The organism is Nonomuraea aurantiaca (assembly GCF_020215705.1).
Classification (GTDB): Bacteria; Actinomycetota; Actinomycetes; order Streptosporangiales; family Streptosporangiaceae; genus Nonomuraea; species Nonomuraea aurantiaca.
Map to the genome: position 1 here is coordinate 44,907 of NZ_JAIWNB010000022.1, position 15,204 is coordinate 60,110.

Below are 15,204 nucleotides of genomic sequence, written 5' to 3' on the forward strand. Positions count from 1 at the left end.
ACCGGGCTGAGCCCTGTCCAGGGGCACGCTCCTCCGGTGGAGGTGGTGCGGCGCCGTGACGTGCGCACTCTTGGCCAGAGGCGGGGCAAATCGGGCACCCTGACCGTCGACGACAGCGTTACGGCGGGCAATTGGGCGATTACAGAATGGTAAGCGTTCTTCCATACCCAGCGTCATGACTCGGTTACTCCGGGACCATCGGTCTGCCGATCGAAGGGGAGGCCGTGTGAAGCGGGTCGTAAGAGTGATCGTCGGGATGGCGATGCTGGTGCCGGTGCTCGGGGGAGCGAGTAGCGCTGTGGCTGCCGGGAGCGCCGGGAGTTCGGGACTGGACTGGGGGGCCTGCCCGGTGGCGTCGGCTTCGTCGTCGGAGAAGGCCGATCCTGGGACGGTCGTCAGCCGGCCCGCGCCCGCGGTGAGCGGCGTCGAGTGCGCCTCCGTGCGGGTGCCGCTCGACTACAACGAGCCGATGGGGCAGTCGATCACGCTGGCGCTCAACCGGATCAAGGCCAAGGTGCCGCGCGACGGCGACTACCTGGGGCCGCTGCTGGTCAACCCCGGCGGGCCGGGTGCCTCGGGCCGGTCGCTGGCCGAGTACGTGTCGGCGACGCTCTCGCAGAAGGCCGCCGACCGGTACGACATCATCGGCTTCGACCCGCGCGGCGTAGGCAACAGCGAACCCGCCATGCACTGCGTCGACCCCGCCGTCTACTACGCCGCGCCCAGGCCCGACGCGGTGCCGCGCAATGAGGAAGACGAGAAGGTGCTGCTCGGCAGGGCCGGCGAATACGCCAGCCGGTGCGGCGACCTGTACGCGTGGCTGCTGCCCTACCTGACCACCGAGAACACCGCCCGCGACATGGACAGCATCCGCGTGGCCCTCGGCGAGCCGCAGATCAGCTTCCTCGGCTACTCCTACGGCACCTACATCGGCGCCGTCTACGCCACGCTCTTCCCCGACCGGGTCAAGCACCTCGTCCTGGACAGCACGGTCGACCCGGACGGCGTCTGGTACAAGGCCAACCTGGCCCAGGACCGCGCCTTCGAGCGCAGGCACCGTGCCTTCCTGGCCTGGACCGCCAAGAACAACGCCGTCTACAAGCTCGGCGGCTCGCTCGCCCAGACCTCGTTCGCCTGGTACGCGATGCGCTCCAGGCTGCACGACCGCCCGGCCGCCGGAGTGGTCGGCCCGAGCGAGCTCGACGACGCGTTCACCGTGGCCGGCTACACCGACAGGATCTGGCCCGACCTCGCCGCCGCCTGGTCCAGGTACGTGCGGCAGGCCGACGGGAAGGCACTGGTCGACGTCTACAACAAGTACGGCAAGCCGGACGCCGACGAGGAGAACGGCTACGCCATCTACCTGAGCGTGCAGTGCCGCGACGCCCAGTGGCCCAGGTCCTGGGAGAAGTGGCGGACGGACATGACCCGGACGTACCGGCAGGCGCCGTTCCTCACCTGGTCCAACGCCTGGTACAACGCCCCGTGCGCGTTCTGGTCCGTGCCGGGCGGCACCCCGGTCAAGATCAACGCGTCCAAGCGGCTGCCCCCGATCCTGATGATCCAGTCGAAGGACGACGCCGCGACGCCGTACCAAGGCGCCCTGAACATGCGCAAACGGTTCCCGAGCGCCCGCATGGTCGTCGACGCGGGCGGCAACCACGGGTCCTCGCTGTCGGGGAACCAGTGCGTGGACCGCCACCTCGTCGCGTACCTGGTCGACGGCACGGTGCCGCGGCACACTGCCAACTGTGACAAGCTGCCGGCGCCCAAGCCCACGGCCCATATGGCGGCCGTTAGTCCTCTTGGTCACGAAAGGCGCACCGAGCTCCTCACCAGATGAGCTATTCGGTGGTCGTTCGCGTAGTCTGACCATGTGATGCTGCGTACATCGGCGTCGCGTGTGCTCGATGACAGCGACCGGGACGAAGCCCTTGCCTTGCTCGACTTCGATCCGGTCGCCAACGTCTTCGTCTCCTCCCGGGTGCGGACCGTCGGACTCAATCCGGCGCGGCTGGGCGGGCAGATGTGGGGGTTCGGGCCGCGCGGCGGGCTTGTCTCGCTCTGCTACGCGGGGGCAAACATGGTGCCGGTCAACGCCGGCCCCGAAGCTGTGCACGCGTTCGCCGACCGCGCCCGCAAGCAGGGCCGCCGCTGCTCGTCCATCGTGGGTCCCGCCGACGCGGTCTCGCTGCTGTGGGAGCGCCTGGAGCCGTACTGGGGCCGGGCCCGCACGATCCGCTGGGCACAGCCGGTCATGGCCACCTCGCGCAGGTCGCCCGTGCCCGCCGATCCGCTGGTCCGGCGGGTCCGCCCGGACCAGTTCGAGACCCTGCTGCCCGCCTGCGTCTCGATGTTCACCGAGGAAGTGGGGGTCTCACCCAACCTCGGCGACGGCGGCGCCCTCTACCGGACCAGGGTGGCCGAGCTGATCCGCATCGGCCGGTCCTACGCGCGCATCGACGACGGGCGCGTGGTGTTCAAGGCGGAGGTCGGGGCGGTCACTCCCCATGCCTGCCAGATCCAGGGGGTGTGGGTCGATCCCGCGCTGCGCGGTCGGGGGCACGCGGTGGCCGGGATGGCGGCGGTGGTGGACGCCGCCCTGGACTGCTTCGCCCCTGTGGTCTCGCTGTACGTCAACGACTTCAACCACTCGGCGCGGGCGGTCTACCGGAAGGTGGGTTTCCACGAGGTCGACACGTTCATGTCCGTACTCTTCTAGCCATGATCTTGGTGATGGGGATCGGGGAGTCGCTGGCACAGCGATGAGGTCGTCGTCCTCCCTGGTGGCGGCGACCAGGTGAGGAGGTCTGGGGACGAAGCCCGGCACTCCGGTCAGCCCGCCGGTCTCGCCGATGACGGTCCGGCGGATCCGGTCCGCTCCCGGGATGCGTCGGCGGACGTCTCAGCGGACGGTTCCGTCCCACTGCCACCGGCTTCTGCGGCCGTGACCAGGAAGGGCGGCGCGGCCGGTGCACCACAGCAGGGTGTCGGCCGGGTTGTGGCCGCTCGGTGCCTCCGGGAACAGGCGCCGCACCACGGGGGTGCACAGGTGTTCCGGCGGCCGCCAGTCGAGTCCGAGTCCGCGGGCGATGTCAGCAGTGTGCATGAGCAGTTCGACCACTCCCATGGCCGCGAATCCAGGGCCGTCGGAGTGACCCCAGGGATGCCAGGCGCGAACCTGGTCATCGGCATCGCGTACGGCGGAGCCCAGAATGGTGGCCGCAATCCCGACACCTTCCAGACACTCACAGATGGCCGCCTGCGGGTCGAGTGAGGCGAAGAGCGTGATGTACCGGTCGGCGGGGCGCGCGATGAGCAGTCCGGCGTAGCCGACCACGCCCAATACGACGTGGTCGAGGGTGTTGCGACAGGTCCAGTCCAGCCCTGAGGCGTTGTGTGACCAGTCGCGCTCGGCTCCCTCCTCAAGGATCATGGTGGACACGGCGGCCGCTTCGGTCACCAGGTCAGGCCAGGAGGTGTTCATGCCGCGGGCGTCCTGAAGTGCTCGATGATTCGCGCATAGCTGTCCAGGGCGTGGCCGTTCGCGATCGCCTCATCGATCAGCGTCTTGGTGTACTCGTGCATGGTGGCGTCGATGCCGCGGATCCGGCTCTCGTGGAGGAGATGCGAAAGCGGAGGTAGTTGTGTCTCCAAGGTGGCGTCCGAGGCTGCGTACTCGCCTTCGTCGATCTGGTGCGCATAGGCCGTCAGGAACGACGCCACACCCGTGAGCCAGTCTCCGGCGAGCGGCATGAAATCGGTCGCCGCGATCTTCTCGGTGTTCAGCAGCGCCGCCGCGTGCATGAACCCGTTGAACGTCGACCACATGATGCCGAGCAACGCGACGTCATACAGTGAGGGAATGCCGACGTCGTAGCTCAGCAGGGTCGTCCCACCGCCCAGCACGGCAAGGGTCTTCTCGTGCACCTCATACAGTTCCGGTGATCCTCCGTAGAGGATGACCGTCTGGGGTGCGCCGATGCCTGGCGGCGTCATCATGATCGCCCCGTCCAGATAGCCGGCTCCGCGTTCGGCCGCCCACTCGGCCATCGCACGTGCCTCGTCCGAGGCTCCCGAGGTGAGATTGACCAGGACCCGGCCGGACAGGTGTGCTTCGGCCGGCGCCAGCAATTCGCGGACGGCGTCGTAGTCGCGCACGCAGATGATCACAAGCGGGGCGGCCGTGACAGCGGCGGTGACTGTCGGCGCCTGGCTCGCGCCCATCTCGATCAGATGCTCGGCCTTCCCCTGTGTGCGGTTCCAGACGGTCGTCGGGCGCGCGGCATTGACGAACGCGGCAGCCAGCGCCTGGCCCATCATTCCCAGACCGATGACCGCAACGGCAGTGTTATTCATATCGACTTCCCAGGTAGATGGTGCTTTCGAACGACCACGATGGCAGCCGCGAAGCACCCGTCACCAGCGGCAGGAATGCCGACCTTCACCAAATTCCCGCCATATGATGCGGGAGTGAGTGCCGGAACCGTCGCCCTTGTGGTGATCGACGACGCCATCCCCATGTGGGACCTGTACGAGCTGGGGATCGCCACCGCAGTTTTCGGTGTGGCCCATACCGATCTGGCCGACCCCTGGTATGAGCTGCGCTTGTGCGGGGTGCGCCAGGGCGTCGCCTCGTCTCAGCCGGGTTTCGTGCTGGATGCGCCGTACGGACTGGACGAGCTGACGAAAGTCGACACCGTGATCGTCCCCGCCGTGCCGGAGGAGTGCCTTCACGGCGAGCGCGACCTCCCCGCCGAACTGATCGATGCCCTGCGCCGGGCCGCCGCGGCCGGGGCGCGCATGGTGTCCCTGTGCAATGGCGCGTTCGCCCTTGCCGCCGCGGGACTCCTCGACGGCCGTCCCGCCACCGCCCACTGGGCGCACACCCGTGCCCTGGCGGAGCGATATCCCCAAGTGCGGGTCGACGCTACCGTGCTGTATGTCGACGACGGCGAGGTGCTCACCAGCGCGGGGCTCAGCGGCGGGCTCGACCTGTGCCTGCACCTGGTCCGCCGTGACCTCGGCGCGCATGTGGCCAACCAGCTCGCCCGCCGCCTGGTGGTCCCCGCGCATCGGCCGGGCGGCCAGGCCCAATTCGTGGAGCAGGCCCTCCCCGTGACCGACGACGGAATCGCCCCCGTCCTGCAGTGGGCGGCAGAAAATCTTCATCAGCCACTCACCGTCGACGACCTTGCCGCGCGTGCCGGGATGAGCGCGCGCACCTTCCATCGGCACCTTCAGGCCGCAACAGGCACCAGCCCCATGAGATGGCTGCTCCACCAGCGCCTGGCCCGCGCACAGGAGCTTCTGGAGAGCACTTACCTGCCCATCGACCAGATCAGCGAACGCAGCGGGTTGGGAACCGCCAACAACCTGCGCCACCACTTCGCCCAGCATGTCGGGGTCTCACCCACCGCATATCGCCGGACCTTTCCTGCCGGCGACAAGGACCCGGCATGAACTGCGGGCGGCAGGAGAGAACCGCTCCCCGCCCGCACGGCCGGGCGGGCGGGCGGGGAGCACGTTCGTGTGGCGCGGGTTGAGGCTGCTATCCGCGGATGCGCCGTGCCCGTGCACCCCCGACCCAGTCGGTCCGGTGTGTCTTGCTGGTGCGTCTGTCTGGGGTCAGGGGGTCAGAGCCGGACCAGCTTGTCGAAGAGTCTGGCCAGCTCGGTGTCCGGGTCGGCGGTGAGACCGGCGTGCACCGGGCCGGTCTGCACGATCGTGCTGCGCGGTGCCGTCAGCCAGCGGAACCTTCCGCCGAGCGACTCCTTGGCCAGTGGTCCGGCCTCCTCGCCGCAGGCCAGTTCGTAGGCGCTGAGCGCCTGTCGTACACCGTCGATGTCCACCACCGGGTCGAGGGCGCGCAGCCGGGCCGCGTCGAGATCGACCCGCGCGCAGAGGTAGTCGCGTGGCTGGCAGTAGAGCAGCACGCCCGCGTTGATCAGCTCGCCGCGCTCGACGCGTGGCATCACGCGGATCACCGCGTACTCGTAGACGTCCCTGCTCATCGGTCGCCTCCCCGCCAGAACTCGCCGACGGAGGCCGGCCCCGTGGGGCCGCCGACCGGGGTCTCGGGCGGTCTCAGCCACTCGTACGGTGCCCGCGCGCGCTGGAGCAGGTGGTCGACATAGCCGTCGCGGACGGCCTGCGCCGAGTCGAAGCCGGGCTCGTCGTCGAGCCATTCGTCGGGCACCAGCGCGGTGACGGTCTCCAGGAGCTCCGGAGTGATCTTCGCGGCGAGCTCGGCCCCCGCTGCCTCAAGATGGGTGGCGAACGGCGCCAGCACATGGTCTCCCACGTCGAACGGCCGTCGCGGGTCGGCCGTCCGCCAGTTGTGGTGGAACCAGAGCGCCGCGCCGTGGTCGATCAGCCAGATGTCGCGGTGCCAGACGAGCAGGTTGGGGTTGCGCCAGCTGCGGTCGACGTTGTGGATCAGGCCGTCGAACCAGACCACCCGCGAGGCGAACATCCGGTCGGGCGTCCACGTCAGCGGCTCGAATCCGAGGGAGCCGGGCAGGAAGTCGATCGCCAGGTTGAGGCCGGTGCTCGCCTTGAGCAGGTCCTGCACTTCCTCGTCGGGCTCCCGGATGGCGATCTGCGGGTCGAGGTCGATCAGCTTGATCTCGGGAGTGCGGAGTCCGAGCCGCCTGGCCAGCTCGCCCGAGATGATCTCCGCCACGAGCACCCGGCGGCCCTGGCCCGCTCCCCGGAACTTCACCACGTATGTGCCGAGATCATCCGCCTCGACCACGCCCGGCAGCGACCCGCCCTCGCGCAACGGCGTCACGTAACGGGTCGCCGCGATCTTATCCAGCACGACACGAGGTTATCGCCCTGTGTGAGCACTCCCGCCCCGCCCCGCTACCTCGCCGACCGGCACGTTCAGCCATGGTGGTGTATGTGTGTCCTCGCGCGGGCGGTCAGGTGCGGGCCCGGATGGCGGAGAGCATGATGCGGCGGATCAGGCCGCTGCCCAGGCGGATGACGATCCAGTAGCGGCGGAAGGCGCGGCGGGCGTCGGGGCTGGTGGCGAGGACCCTCGTCTCGGTGACCAGGCGGATGCGCCCCGACCCCGCGTCGTCCAGCAGGAAGCTGAACGTCGCCTTCGCGTACCCGGGCTGGTCGAGGGCCCGGAACGCGGCCACGTCACTGATCGCCGGGGTGCGCTCGGCGCGGCCGAGCCGCCACCACTGCCCGACCGTCCCGACGACGAGCTCCCGCATCGGGTCCTCGGCCAGTGGGGTGAAGTCGGGCAGGTTCCGCTTCGGCCGGTCGCCGGGGGAGCGGTCGATCAGCCGCCGGACGGCGAACAGCGGCTTGGCCAGGCGGACGTCCCGGGGGCCCAGGTTCGTGATCGCCTGCCAGACGCGGTCGCGGGAGGCGTTGATCACGATCGAGTGCCGCTCCGCCGCGTCCGGGCGGGGGATGAAGTCGTCTACCAGCGTCGGCATTGGGGGGCTCCTCGCGCTCGGGGCCTGCTCGCGGCCTCCATACGGTTGCGTATGGAGGCGACTATGCGCCGCCGTATGGCAGGCTGTCGGAGCGGGGACGGTGTCCGTCGGCGGAGGCGGTCGAGCGGGGGGAGGCATGGGGTGGCTGAGAGAGACAAGCGTGGGACGGCGGAGCGGTTGGGGCCGGACGACTGGGCGAGAGCCGCGCTGGCGGCGCTCGCGGAGGGTGGCCTGGGCGCGGTGGCGGTGGAGCCTGTCGCGGTACGGCTCGGCGTCTCCAAGGGCAGCTTCTACTGGCACTTCGCCAACCGCCGGGCGCTGGTCGAGGCGGCGCTGGCGCAATGGGAGGCAGGGACCGAGCGCGTCATCGCCCGGCTGGAGTCGCTCGACGAGCCGGTGACGCGCATGCGGACCCTGCTGGACCTGGCCTTCGGTGACGCGGAGAATGCGGCGATCTCGTTCCGGCTGATCAGCGAGGTGGACGATCCGCTGGTCGGCGAGGTGGTGCGGCGGGTGAGCCGGCGCCGCCTGGACTTCATGCAGGAGGTACTGCGGGAGCTCGGCCAGCCGGAGGGGGAGGCGCGCAGGCGGGTGCTGGCGGCCTACGGCGGCTACCTCGGGCTGGCCGCGTTGGTGCGCATCGGGGCGGCGGACGAGGTGCCGGGCTCCCTGGTCGACCTGGCCATGGCCGAGCTGGGCCTGCCTCCAGCCGCCCCCTCATGACGACGCCTGGAACGCCACCATGGTCATGACGTCGTTGATCGGCCGACGAGATCGTCTTGGTTGTCGGCGGCCCACTGTGCGAGGTGCGCGAGGGGCCCATCGGTGAACGATTCCCCCAGCGTGGAGAGCCGGTAGACCGCGCCTGTGTGCGCTGACACTGGGTCGGCGCTGCCGCCTCTCACGACGAGCCCGCGTGCCTGGAGACGATCTAGCGCCTGAGTCAGCACCTTGTCGCTGACTCCCGCGATCCTCGTGAGCAGGTCCTTGCGTCGCGTTGGCCCCAGGCGCAGCGCCGAGAGCACGACAGGATCCCAAGCGTGGCTGATGAGTTCGGCCGCCGCGCGCACCTGGCAGTCGGAGATGAATGTCTGGCAGGACCCTTCGAGCATGAAACCCAGTATCGCCTCGCGCCCCTACCAAACGGTAGGAGCGCCATTCGTAGCGTCCCAAGAACACAGCTTCGAGACAGAGGAGATCGCTGTGAACATAGGAATCTTGGGCACTGGAAACCTCGCCGTGACGCTTGGCCGAGCCTGGGCTTCGGCAGGTCACTCACTGCTGGTGACAGGGCGCGACCCCCTGCACGCCAAAGCGACCGCCGACCAGATCGGTCCGGTGGCGAAGGCTGTCGACCCCGCAGACCTCGCGGCTCAGGTCGACGTGCTCGTGGTCGCGGTCGCTTGGGAGGGGCTGCGGGCGGCATTGTCTCTCGTCGGCGCTCCCGAGGGGTCACTGGCCGGCAAGGCCGTGATCGACTGCACCAACCCCGTCGACTACACAACCGGTGAGCTGAAGCCAGTGGCCGGCTCGGCGGCAACACTCGTGGCGGATACGGCTCCCGACGCACACGTGGTCAAGGGGCTCCACCTGTTCGCAGGAGCCTCGTGGCCGTACGTGGGTCCGCAGGAGTCGGCGCCGGTCGTGGCGATCTGCGGCGACGACTCAAGTGCTCTCGATCGCGCTGCGGCGCTTATCCAAGATCTTGGTGCCCGGCCCGCGGTGGTCGGTGGACTCAACTGCGCCCGGCAGCTGGAGGAGGCCGCCGGATTCGTCATGAGAGTCGTCGCGGCGGGTCACAACCCGAGACTCGCCGTTCCCGATGTGGATCCGGCACTCCTTCGAGCAGCACAGACGGCGGTCGGCTAAGCCGGCAGACCACCGGAGAGGGTCGTGACCTCGACCTCGCGGCCCTCTCGTTCACCCCTGATGCCCCCACCGCGACTCACCCGCTCCGGAGATCTCCAGCGGGCCGGGCCTTGCTTGCACAGACGGCCGGCCGCGGCAGGGGTCACATCTTCGCGATGATCTCCTCCGCGAAGCGTTCCATGGTGGCGATCTTCAGCTCCAGGGTGCCCTCGCCGTACCGCTGCTTCTCCTCCGGGGCGGCCAGCCACCACGGGGCGGCCATCGTCCCGGTGACGCCCTTGGCGGCGAAGTGCCGGTATGTGTCGGCGTCCGGCAGCACCGCCAGCGGGGCGATGATCTCGAACGGCCCGGTCCTGCCGTACTCGTCCAGCCACCCCCGTAAGGAGTCGAGCACGGTGTCGAGCTGCTCCTCCGTGTAGATGCGGTTGCCGATCCAGCCGTCGCCCAGCTTGGCCGCCCGGCGCAGCGCCGCCTCGCTGTCGCCGCCCACCATGACCGGGATAGGCTCGGCGGGGGTGGGCGAGATGGACAGTTCGGGCAGGCCGTCGATCGTGACGGTACCGCCGGTCCAGAGGTCCCGGAGGACCGGGATCATCTCGTTGAGCCGCCGCCCACGCGTGTGGAAGTCCTGGCCGGTGGCGGCGAACTCCTCCGCGCACCACCCGACGCCCACCCCGAACGAAACGCGGTCCCGCGACAGCACCGCCGCCGTGGACACCTGCTTGGCCACGGTGAACAGGTCGCGGGCCGGGGCGATGTAGACGTTGGGGGCGAAGCGCAGCGTGGTGGTCACCGCGGACATCGCGCCGATCGTCACCCACACGTCCGGCCAGTGCGTCTCGGCGGTCCAGCGGGGCTTGCCGGACTTGGAATAGGGGTACGGCGTCGCGAAGTCGGCGTAGAAGAGGTGGTCCGACAGGGTGAGCGTGTCGAACCCGCACCTTTCAGCCGTCCTGGCCAGCTCCAGGAACTGGTCGGTGTCCGCGAACGAGGCGCCCAGCCAGAATCTCACTGGAACTCCGGAATGACCTTGGTGGCGAACATCTCGAGGTTCCGCTTGACCGTGTCGAGCGGCAACACGCCCTGCTGTCCCTGCATGTAGAGGCCGAACCACTCCAGGTCGGGCATCCGGTCGAGCATCCGCTGGATGCCGCGCTTGACGTCGTCGGGGGTGCCGAACAGCGCCATCTCCACGTCGTTCATGCGCTTGGCGTCGCCCTTCTCGGGGGAGATGGGCTTGTGTTTCTCGTCCTCCTTCTTCCGCAGCACCTCCAGGTAGCCGAACGGGCCGAAGAAGGCGGCGAAGTCCTTGGGGATGCTCCGGCCGAAGGTGTTGATCGCCTCCTCGGTCGTGTCCGCGATGCCGACGATCTTGAGGATGCCGGTGTGCTCGCCCAGCTTGTAGTCGCGGCCCTGCCGGGCGGATTCCTCCTGGTAGAGCTTGGCCTTGGCGGCGTGGTCGTCGGGGTTCGGGGTGAACATCCACGGCAGGATGTTCTCCTGCGCGGCCCTGATGACCGAGCGGTCGGAGATCGTGAACGGCTGCCACAGCTCGGGATGCGGGTTCTGGTACGGCCGCGGGCAGACCGAGATGGCCTGCACCTTGTCGTCGTCCGAGATCTCACCGGGGGCGCCGAACGTCTTGGTCCACTCCAAGGCGGGCCAGCCCTCGATGCCGTCGAACGGATAGGGCACCTCGTAGTCCAGTACGTCGGACTTGTAGCGGAGCGTCTCCTGAGTCCAGGCCATCTTCATGATCTTCAGCACCTCGCCGAAGACGTCGAAGTTCCGCGTGTCGGAGGCCGAGCCGTCGGAGCGGGCGGCCGCCGCGTGCCAGCGCTGACCCAGTACGTTCATCCACCGGTTCTGGTAGCCCCTGGCCACGCCCAGCCGGAGCCGTCCCTTGCAGAACTGGTCGAGCAGCGCCACGTCCTCCGCCGCCCGGATGGGGTCCCAGGCCGGCAGCACCATGCCGAGCGGGGCGAGCAGGATGCGTTCGGTCCTGGCCGCGAGGTCGGTGAGGAACATCAGCGGGTTGACCGAGAACTCCATGCCTTCCGAGTGGAAGTGGTGCTCGGTCATCATCAGCGCGTCGAAGCCGATCTGGTCGGCGTGGACGGCTATCTCCCGTACCTCGTGCAGCAGATTCTGGTACGACTCCGTGTCACGTCCGATGGGCCGCTTGGCCTTGGCGTTCTCCTCGGCCGCGTATCCGGAGCCTGGAATCTGCGGATTCAGGAAGATGGAAAACTTCACCGGGAGACCTCTTTCCGCGGGGCGCTTCTCTGACCGGCAAGCTACTCTAGAAATCTTAGCCGAGCAATCGCTTGGTTGACGTCAAGGAGAGTCGTATGCGGCTTGGTGTCACCATGTTCACCACGGATCTGGGCATGCCGGTCGTGGATCTGGCCAAGGCGGCCGAGGAGCGCGGATTCCACTCCCTCTACGTGCCGGAGCACACGCACATCCCGGTCTCGCGGCGCACACCGCACCCGATGGGGCTGGACGAGCTGCCCGAGGAGTACAAGCGCGTGCTGGACCCGCTCGTCGCGCTGTCGTTCGCCGCCGCCGCCACCGAGCGGCTGGTCGTCGGCACCGGCATCCTGCTCGCCGCCCAGCGCGACCCCATCGTGACGGCCAAGGCGATCGCCACCCTCGACCACCTCTCCGGCGGGCGGGTGGTGGTCGGCGTCGGCTTCGGCTGGAACGTGGAGGAGATCGAGAACCACGGCGTGGCGTACGACCGGCGGCGCGAGGTCGCGCGGGCCAACGTCCTGGCCATGCGGAAGCTGTGGCGGGACGAGGTGGCCGAGTTCGAGGGGTTCGAGCCGTCGTGGTCGTGGCCCAAGCCGATCTCCGACCCGCCCGTCTACATCGGCGGCGCGGCGGGTCCGAAGCTGTTCGCGCACGTCGCCGAGTGGGCCGACGGCTGGATCCCGATCGGCGGCAAGGGGATCAAGGCCGCGCTGCCCGCCCTGCGCGAAGCCTGCGAGAAGGCCGGCCGGCCGATGGCCAAGGTCATCCCCTTCGGGACGTTGCCGACCAGGGAGAAACTCGACTACTACGCCGAGCTGGGCATCGAGGAGTCGGTGGCCAGCCTGCCCATCGGCTCGGCCGACGAGATCCTGCCGCTGCTCGACCAGTACGCCCAGCTGATCTGAGACTGCCGTACTCTCGGAGGCTTCCCGGAGGAGGTCGAGGCGATGCGGCGGGCACGGGCGTGGCAGGTGGTCGTGGCCGGTGTCGGGCTGGCCATGGGGGTGGCCGGGTTCGTGCTCTGGTTGCGGGGGGCGCAGAGCCCCGGGCTGGCCGGACAGTGGACGGGGTCGGCAGACACAGAGCCCGGCTTCCCGGTGGCGATGGAGTTGGCGGACGGCGGCTCGGCTCTGCGGTGGGGGGCGGGGCTGCGGTGTTCGGGGCGGCTGAGCCCGACCAGGGGCAGACTCGTGTTCGCGCTCGACCGGGTCAGGGGCGAGGGGTGCGTGCCGGGGACGCTGCGGGTGTTCCCGACACCGGAGCCGGACCAGGTGGTCATCAAGATGACACGTCAGGGTGACACGGACATTACCTATTCAGGCACGCTCTCACGACATTCTTGACGGGATGTGTCACGGTCAGGCGGCATTGCGTCGATCACCGTTGACTGTCCGGCGTCCGTTGCCTTCAGTTGGATGCAGAGTGGATGCAGAAGGTGGGTGGCGGCGAGGGGAGGCAACCCCGTGCCAACGGCACAGCCACTCAGAACGGGGGATCCGCGGCGGCTCGGCGCCTACGAGCTGTCCGGGCGTCTGGGTGAGGGCGGCCAGGGCGTGGTGTACCTCGGGACGAGGGCCGAGGACGTCTACGCGGTCAAGCTGCTGCACGGGCCCGTGGGGGACGAGAAGGTGGCGTTCCTGCGGGAGGTGGAGCTGGCCAAGCAGGTGGCGCGGTTCTGCACGGCCCAGGTGATGGACGCCGGGTTCGACGACGGCCGGCCGTACATCGTGAGCGAGTACGTGGACGGGCCGTCGCTGCAGCGCGAGGTCGCGCTCACCGGGCCGCGCCGTGGCGCGGCGCTCGAACGGCTCGCCGTGAGCACGGTCACCGCGCTGGCGGCGATCCACCGGGCGGGCATCGTGCACCGTGACTTCAAGCCCCAGAACGTGCTGCTCGGCGCGGACGGGCCACGGGTGATCGACTTCGGGCTGGCCAGGGCGCTGGACGCGGCGGCCACGGTGAGCGGGCGGGGAGTGGGCACGCCCGCGTACATGGCGCCGGAGCAGATCACCGCGTCGGCGCTCACGGGCGCGGCGGACGTGTTCTCATGGGCCGCCACGATGTGCTTCGCGGCGAACGCGTCGGCGCCGTTCGGGCAGGACTCGGTGGCGCCGGTGCTGCACCGCATCCTGACCGCGCCGCCGGAGCTCGGGCGGCTGGACGGGTCGTTGCGGGAGCTGGTGGTGGCGTGCCTGGACAAGGACGCCAGGAACCGGCCGACCAGCCGGGAGCTGCTGCTGGCGCTGCTGGGCGACGCCGGCTCCGCGCCGCCGGAGGTGCTGCGCTCGCCGCCGTCGCACATCCTGCGGGTGGCGCCCGCCCCGTCGGTGCCGCAAGGAGGGCCGGACCGGCTGCCGCCGCCCTACCCGATGGCCGAGCCGGAGGCGACGGGGGCGGCCGGTGGCTACCGGTGGCCGGGCTCCTCGCCGGAGGATGTCGCGTCCTGGTCGCCGACGGTTCCGCGGCAGGGCTCCGGGGAGTCGGACGCCCGGCGGAACGGCGCCGGGCACGCCGACCCCTCGCCCCGCGACGGTGCCGTCTCTTCCGGCGGCGGTCCCGTGGGACTGCCAGGCGAGCCGGAGAAGGGCAGCCGTCAAGCCGTGGGGCTGCCGGGCGAGCCGGAGCGGAGCGCCCGTCCGGTCGTGGGGCTGTTGGACGAGCCGGGGAAGGGCACCCGTCAGGCGGTGGGCCGGGCGGCGCTCGCGGTCACCGCCGCGCTCCTCGTGAGTGGCGCCGTGTTGGTCAGCGTGCTGGTGCCGACGTTCAGGGACGAGAAGGAGGCGCGTCCGCAGGCGGCCGCCGTCCGGCCGTCGGTCGTGACGACCGCGCCGCCCGCGGCCACGTCCCCGACCGGCCGGGCGGGGACCAAGCGGGGAGGGCAGCCGGTGGAGAGCCATGTGCCCGCCACCCAGGGGCCGTCCGTCGGTCTCGCCGGGGTGCGGGTGCCGGTGGTGGCCGGGATGGGGCGGTCGGTGGCGGTCGCGGCGATCAAGCGGGCCGGGTTCGTGGTGGGGGCGATCACGCAGGTCGACTCGCGGCGGAAGATCGGCGAGGTGCTGAGCAGCAGTCCCGGCGGTGGGGCCACGGTGGCGCGGGGGAGCACGGTCTCGCTTCAGGTGTCGGCCGGGCTGGCGGTGCCGGCGGTCGTCGGGGTGGAGCGCAAGCAGGCTGAGGCGGCGCTGGTCAATGCCGGGCTGGTGGTGGGCGCGGCGAAGAGCACCTGCTCCGATCGGCCCGAGGGACAGGTGCTGTCCAGCGAGCCGGGGGCGGGAAGCCGGGTCTCGGGCGGTACGAAGGTGACGCTGGTCGTCGCCCGCAACGGGGCCACGGTGCCGTCCGTCGTCGGGCAGTCCAAGGCGGCGGCCCGAGCGGCGCTCCGGGGTGCCGGGTTCGCCGTGAGCTTCAGGACGCAGGTGGTCACGGACGACGCGCAGGTGGACGTGGCACTCTCGCAGAGCGTCGCGGCCGGGAGCTGCGCCAAGGCGGGGGCCGCCGTGGTGGTGACCGTCGGCGTCGGGGGCCAGGGCGATCCCGATCCGACCGAGCCGACGCCGACGGTCACCGTGGAGACCCCTCCGCCGACGGACTGACCACGCCGGGTGTGACTTCCGTGATCTCGCCC

Annotated in this window: 16 protein-coding genes; 8 read left to right on the top strand and 8 right to left on the bottom strand. The window is 70.0% G+C overall.

Going from position 1 to position 15,204, the window contains the following annotated elements; translation table 11 throughout:
* Positions 1–226 precede the first annotated feature (226 nt).
* Together LDL49_RS39065 and LDL49_RS39070 are read left to right on the top strand one after the other, a co-directional pair.
* Positions 227–1,843 carry an alpha/beta hydrolase gene (locus LDL49_RS39065; protein WP_225299187.1) on the top strand — a complete coding sequence of 539 codons (1,617 nt, stop codon included), beginning with the start codon at positions 227–229 and terminating at the stop codon, positions 1,841–1,843.
* 36 nt (positions 1,844–1,879) lie between these two features.
* Positions 1,880–2,722 carry a GNAT family N-acetyltransferase gene (locus LDL49_RS39070; RefSeq protein WP_225299473.1) on the top strand — a complete coding sequence of 281 codons (843 nt, stop codon included), beginning with the start codon at positions 1,880–1,882 and terminating at the stop codon, positions 2,720–2,722.
* 183 nt (positions 2,723–2,905) lie between these two features.
* On the opposite strand, the gene LDL49_RS39075 is transcribed toward LDL49_RS39070, so the two are convergent.
* The gene (locus tag LDL49_RS39075; RefSeq protein ID WP_225299189.1) at positions 2,906–3,487 is read right to left on the bottom strand and encodes a DinB family protein; all 582 of its coding nucleotides are present in this window, start codon (positions 3,485–3,487) and stop codon (positions 2,906–2,908) included.
* On the bottom strand, positions 3,484–4,359 hold the full coding sequence (locus LDL49_RS39080; RefSeq protein WP_225299191.1) for an NAD(P)-dependent oxidoreductase: 876 nt from the start codon (positions 4,357–4,359) through the stop codon (positions 3,484–3,486). Before LDL49_RS39080 ends, LDL49_RS39075 begins: the two co-directional genes overlap by 4 nt.
* 162 nt (positions 4,360–4,521) lie before the next feature.
* On the opposite strand from LDL49_RS39080, the gene LDL49_RS39085 reads away from it, so the two are divergent.
* Positions 4,522–5,463 carry a helix-turn-helix domain-containing protein gene (locus LDL49_RS39085; protein WP_263656091.1) on the top strand — a complete coding sequence of 314 codons (942 nt, stop codon included), beginning with the start codon at positions 4,522–4,524 and terminating at the stop codon, positions 5,461–5,463.
* A 173-nt stretch (positions 5,464–5,636) separates the two neighbouring features.
* On the opposite strand, the gene LDL49_RS39090 is transcribed toward LDL49_RS39085, so the two are convergent.
* The 3 genes from LDL49_RS39090 to LDL49_RS39100 form a co-directional block, all read right to left on the bottom strand.
* On the bottom strand, positions 5,637–6,014 hold the full coding sequence (locus tag LDL49_RS39090; RefSeq protein WP_225299195.1) for a DUF3037 domain-containing protein: 378 nt from the start codon (positions 6,012–6,014) through the stop codon (positions 5,637–5,639).
* Positions 6,011–6,823, bottom strand: a complete 813-nt coding sequence (locus LDL49_RS39095; RefSeq protein WP_225299197.1) for a HipA family kinase — start codon at positions 6,821–6,823, stop codon at positions 6,011–6,013. Before LDL49_RS39095 ends, LDL49_RS39090 begins: the two co-directional genes overlap by 4 nt.
* A 103-nt stretch (positions 6,824–6,926) precedes the next feature.
* A complete protein-coding gene (locus LDL49_RS39100) occupies positions 6,927–7,457 on the bottom strand; it encodes a hypothetical protein (RefSeq protein ID WP_225299199.1) in 531 nt (176 codons plus the stop codon).
* 141 nt (positions 7,458–7,598) lie between these two features.
* Here LDL49_RS39100 and LDL49_RS39105 point away from each other — a divergent pair, with 141 nt between their 5' ends.
* Positions 7,599–8,180, top strand: coding sequence for a TetR/AcrR family transcriptional regulator (locus LDL49_RS39105; RefSeq protein WP_308016250.1), 582 nt, complete (start codon positions 7,599–7,601; stop codon positions 8,178–8,180).
* A 23-nt stretch (positions 8,181–8,203) separates the two neighbouring features.
* On the opposite strand, the gene LDL49_RS39110 is transcribed toward LDL49_RS39105, so the two are convergent.
* On the bottom strand, positions 8,204–8,569 hold the full coding sequence (locus tag LDL49_RS39110; RefSeq protein WP_225299201.1) for a winged helix-turn-helix transcriptional regulator: 366 nt from the start codon (positions 8,567–8,569) through the stop codon (positions 8,204–8,206).
* Between LDL49_RS39110 and LDL49_RS39115 the strand changes: the two genes are divergently transcribed.
* The gene (locus LDL49_RS39115; RefSeq protein ID WP_225299204.1) at positions 8,568–9,326 is read left to right on the top strand and encodes an NADPH-dependent F420 reductase; all 759 of its coding nucleotides are present in this window, start codon (positions 8,568–8,570) and stop codon (positions 9,324–9,326) included. The genes LDL49_RS39110 and LDL49_RS39115 overlap by 2 nt on opposite strands.
* A 142-nt stretch (positions 9,327–9,468) precedes the next feature.
* Here LDL49_RS39115 and LDL49_RS39120 read toward each other — a convergent pair whose 3' ends face one another.
* Both LDL49_RS39120 and LDL49_RS39125 read right to left on the bottom strand, forming a co-directional pair.
* Complete coding sequence (locus LDL49_RS39120; RefSeq protein ID WP_225299205.1) at positions 9,469–10,338, bottom strand: TIGR03619 family F420-dependent LLM class oxidoreductase; 870 nt, start codon at positions 10,336–10,338, stop codon at positions 9,469–9,471.
* On the bottom strand, positions 10,335–11,582 hold the full coding sequence (locus LDL49_RS39125; RefSeq protein ID WP_225299207.1) for an LLM class flavin-dependent oxidoreductase: 1,248 nt from the start codon (positions 11,580–11,582) through the stop codon (positions 10,335–10,337). The genes LDL49_RS39120 and LDL49_RS39125 overlap by 4 nt, the downstream gene beginning before the upstream one ends.
* 95 nt (positions 11,583–11,677) lie before the next feature.
* Here LDL49_RS39125 and LDL49_RS39130 point away from each other — a divergent pair, with 95 nt between their 5' ends.
* The 3 genes from LDL49_RS39130 to LDL49_RS39140 all read left to right on the top strand — a co-directional run bounded on the left by LDL49_RS39130 (position 11,678) and on the right by LDL49_RS39140 (position 15,172).
* Positions 11,678–12,487: a TIGR03619 family F420-dependent LLM class oxidoreductase gene (locus LDL49_RS39130; RefSeq protein WP_225299209.1), complete on the top strand. Its 810-nt coding sequence runs from the start codon at positions 11,678–11,680 to the stop codon at positions 12,485–12,487.
* Between the two features lie 42 nt (positions 12,488–12,529).
* Positions 12,530–12,925 (top strand): hypothetical protein, encoded by a 396-nt coding sequence (locus LDL49_RS39135; RefSeq protein WP_225299211.1) that lies wholly within the window; start codon positions 12,530–12,532, stop codon positions 12,923–12,925.
* Positions 12,926–12,997: 72 nt separating this feature from the next.
* Complete coding sequence (locus LDL49_RS39140; RefSeq protein ID WP_263656074.1) at positions 12,998–15,172, top strand: serine/threonine-protein kinase; 2,175 nt, start codon at positions 12,998–13,000, stop codon at positions 15,170–15,172.
* Positions 15,173–15,204 lie beyond the last annotated feature (32 nt).

Bases quoted from the DNA above. Each gene is read 5' to 3' on its own strand.
- LDL49_RS39090 (WP_225299195.1), bottom strand. From the start codon at position 6,014: ATGAGCAGGGACGTCTACGAGTACGCGGTGATCCGCGTGATGCCACGC.
- LDL49_RS39115 (WP_225299204.1), top strand. From the start codon at position 8,568: ATGAAACCCAGTATCGCCTCGCGCCCCTACCAAACGGTAGGAGCGCCA.
- LDL49_RS39075 (WP_225299189.1), bottom strand. From the start codon at position 3,487: ATGAACACCTCCTGGCCTGACCTGGTGACCGAAGCGGCCGCCGTGTCC.
- LDL49_RS39110 (WP_225299201.1), bottom strand. From the start codon at position 8,569: ATGCTCGAAGGGTCCTGCCAGACATTCATCTCCGACTGCCAGGTGCGC.
- LDL49_RS39130 (WP_225299209.1), top strand. From the start codon at position 11,678: ATGCGGCTTGGTGTCACCATGTTCACCACGGATCTGGGCATGCCGGTC.
- LDL49_RS39070 (WP_225299473.1), top strand. From the start codon at position 1,880: ATGCTGCGTACATCGGCGTCGCGTGTGCTCGATGACAGCGACCGGGAC.
- LDL49_RS39100 (WP_225299199.1), bottom strand. From the start codon at position 7,457: ATGCCGACGCTGGTAGACGACTTCATCCCCCGCCCGGACGCGGCGGAG.
- LDL49_RS39085 (WP_263656091.1), top strand. From the start codon at position 4,522: ATGTGGGACCTGTACGAGCTGGGGATCGCCACCGCAGTTTTCGGTGTG.
- LDL49_RS39080 (WP_225299191.1), bottom strand. From the start codon at position 4,359: ATGAATAACACTGCCGTTGCGGTCATCGGTCTGGGAATGATGGGCCAG.
- LDL49_RS39135 (WP_225299211.1), top strand. From the start codon at position 12,530: ATGCGGCGGGCACGGGCGTGGCAGGTGGTCGTGGCCGGTGTCGGGCTG.
- LDL49_RS39140 (WP_263656074.1), top strand. From the start codon at position 12,998: ATGCAGAGTGGATGCAGAAGGTGGGTGGCGGCGAGGGGAGGCAACCCC.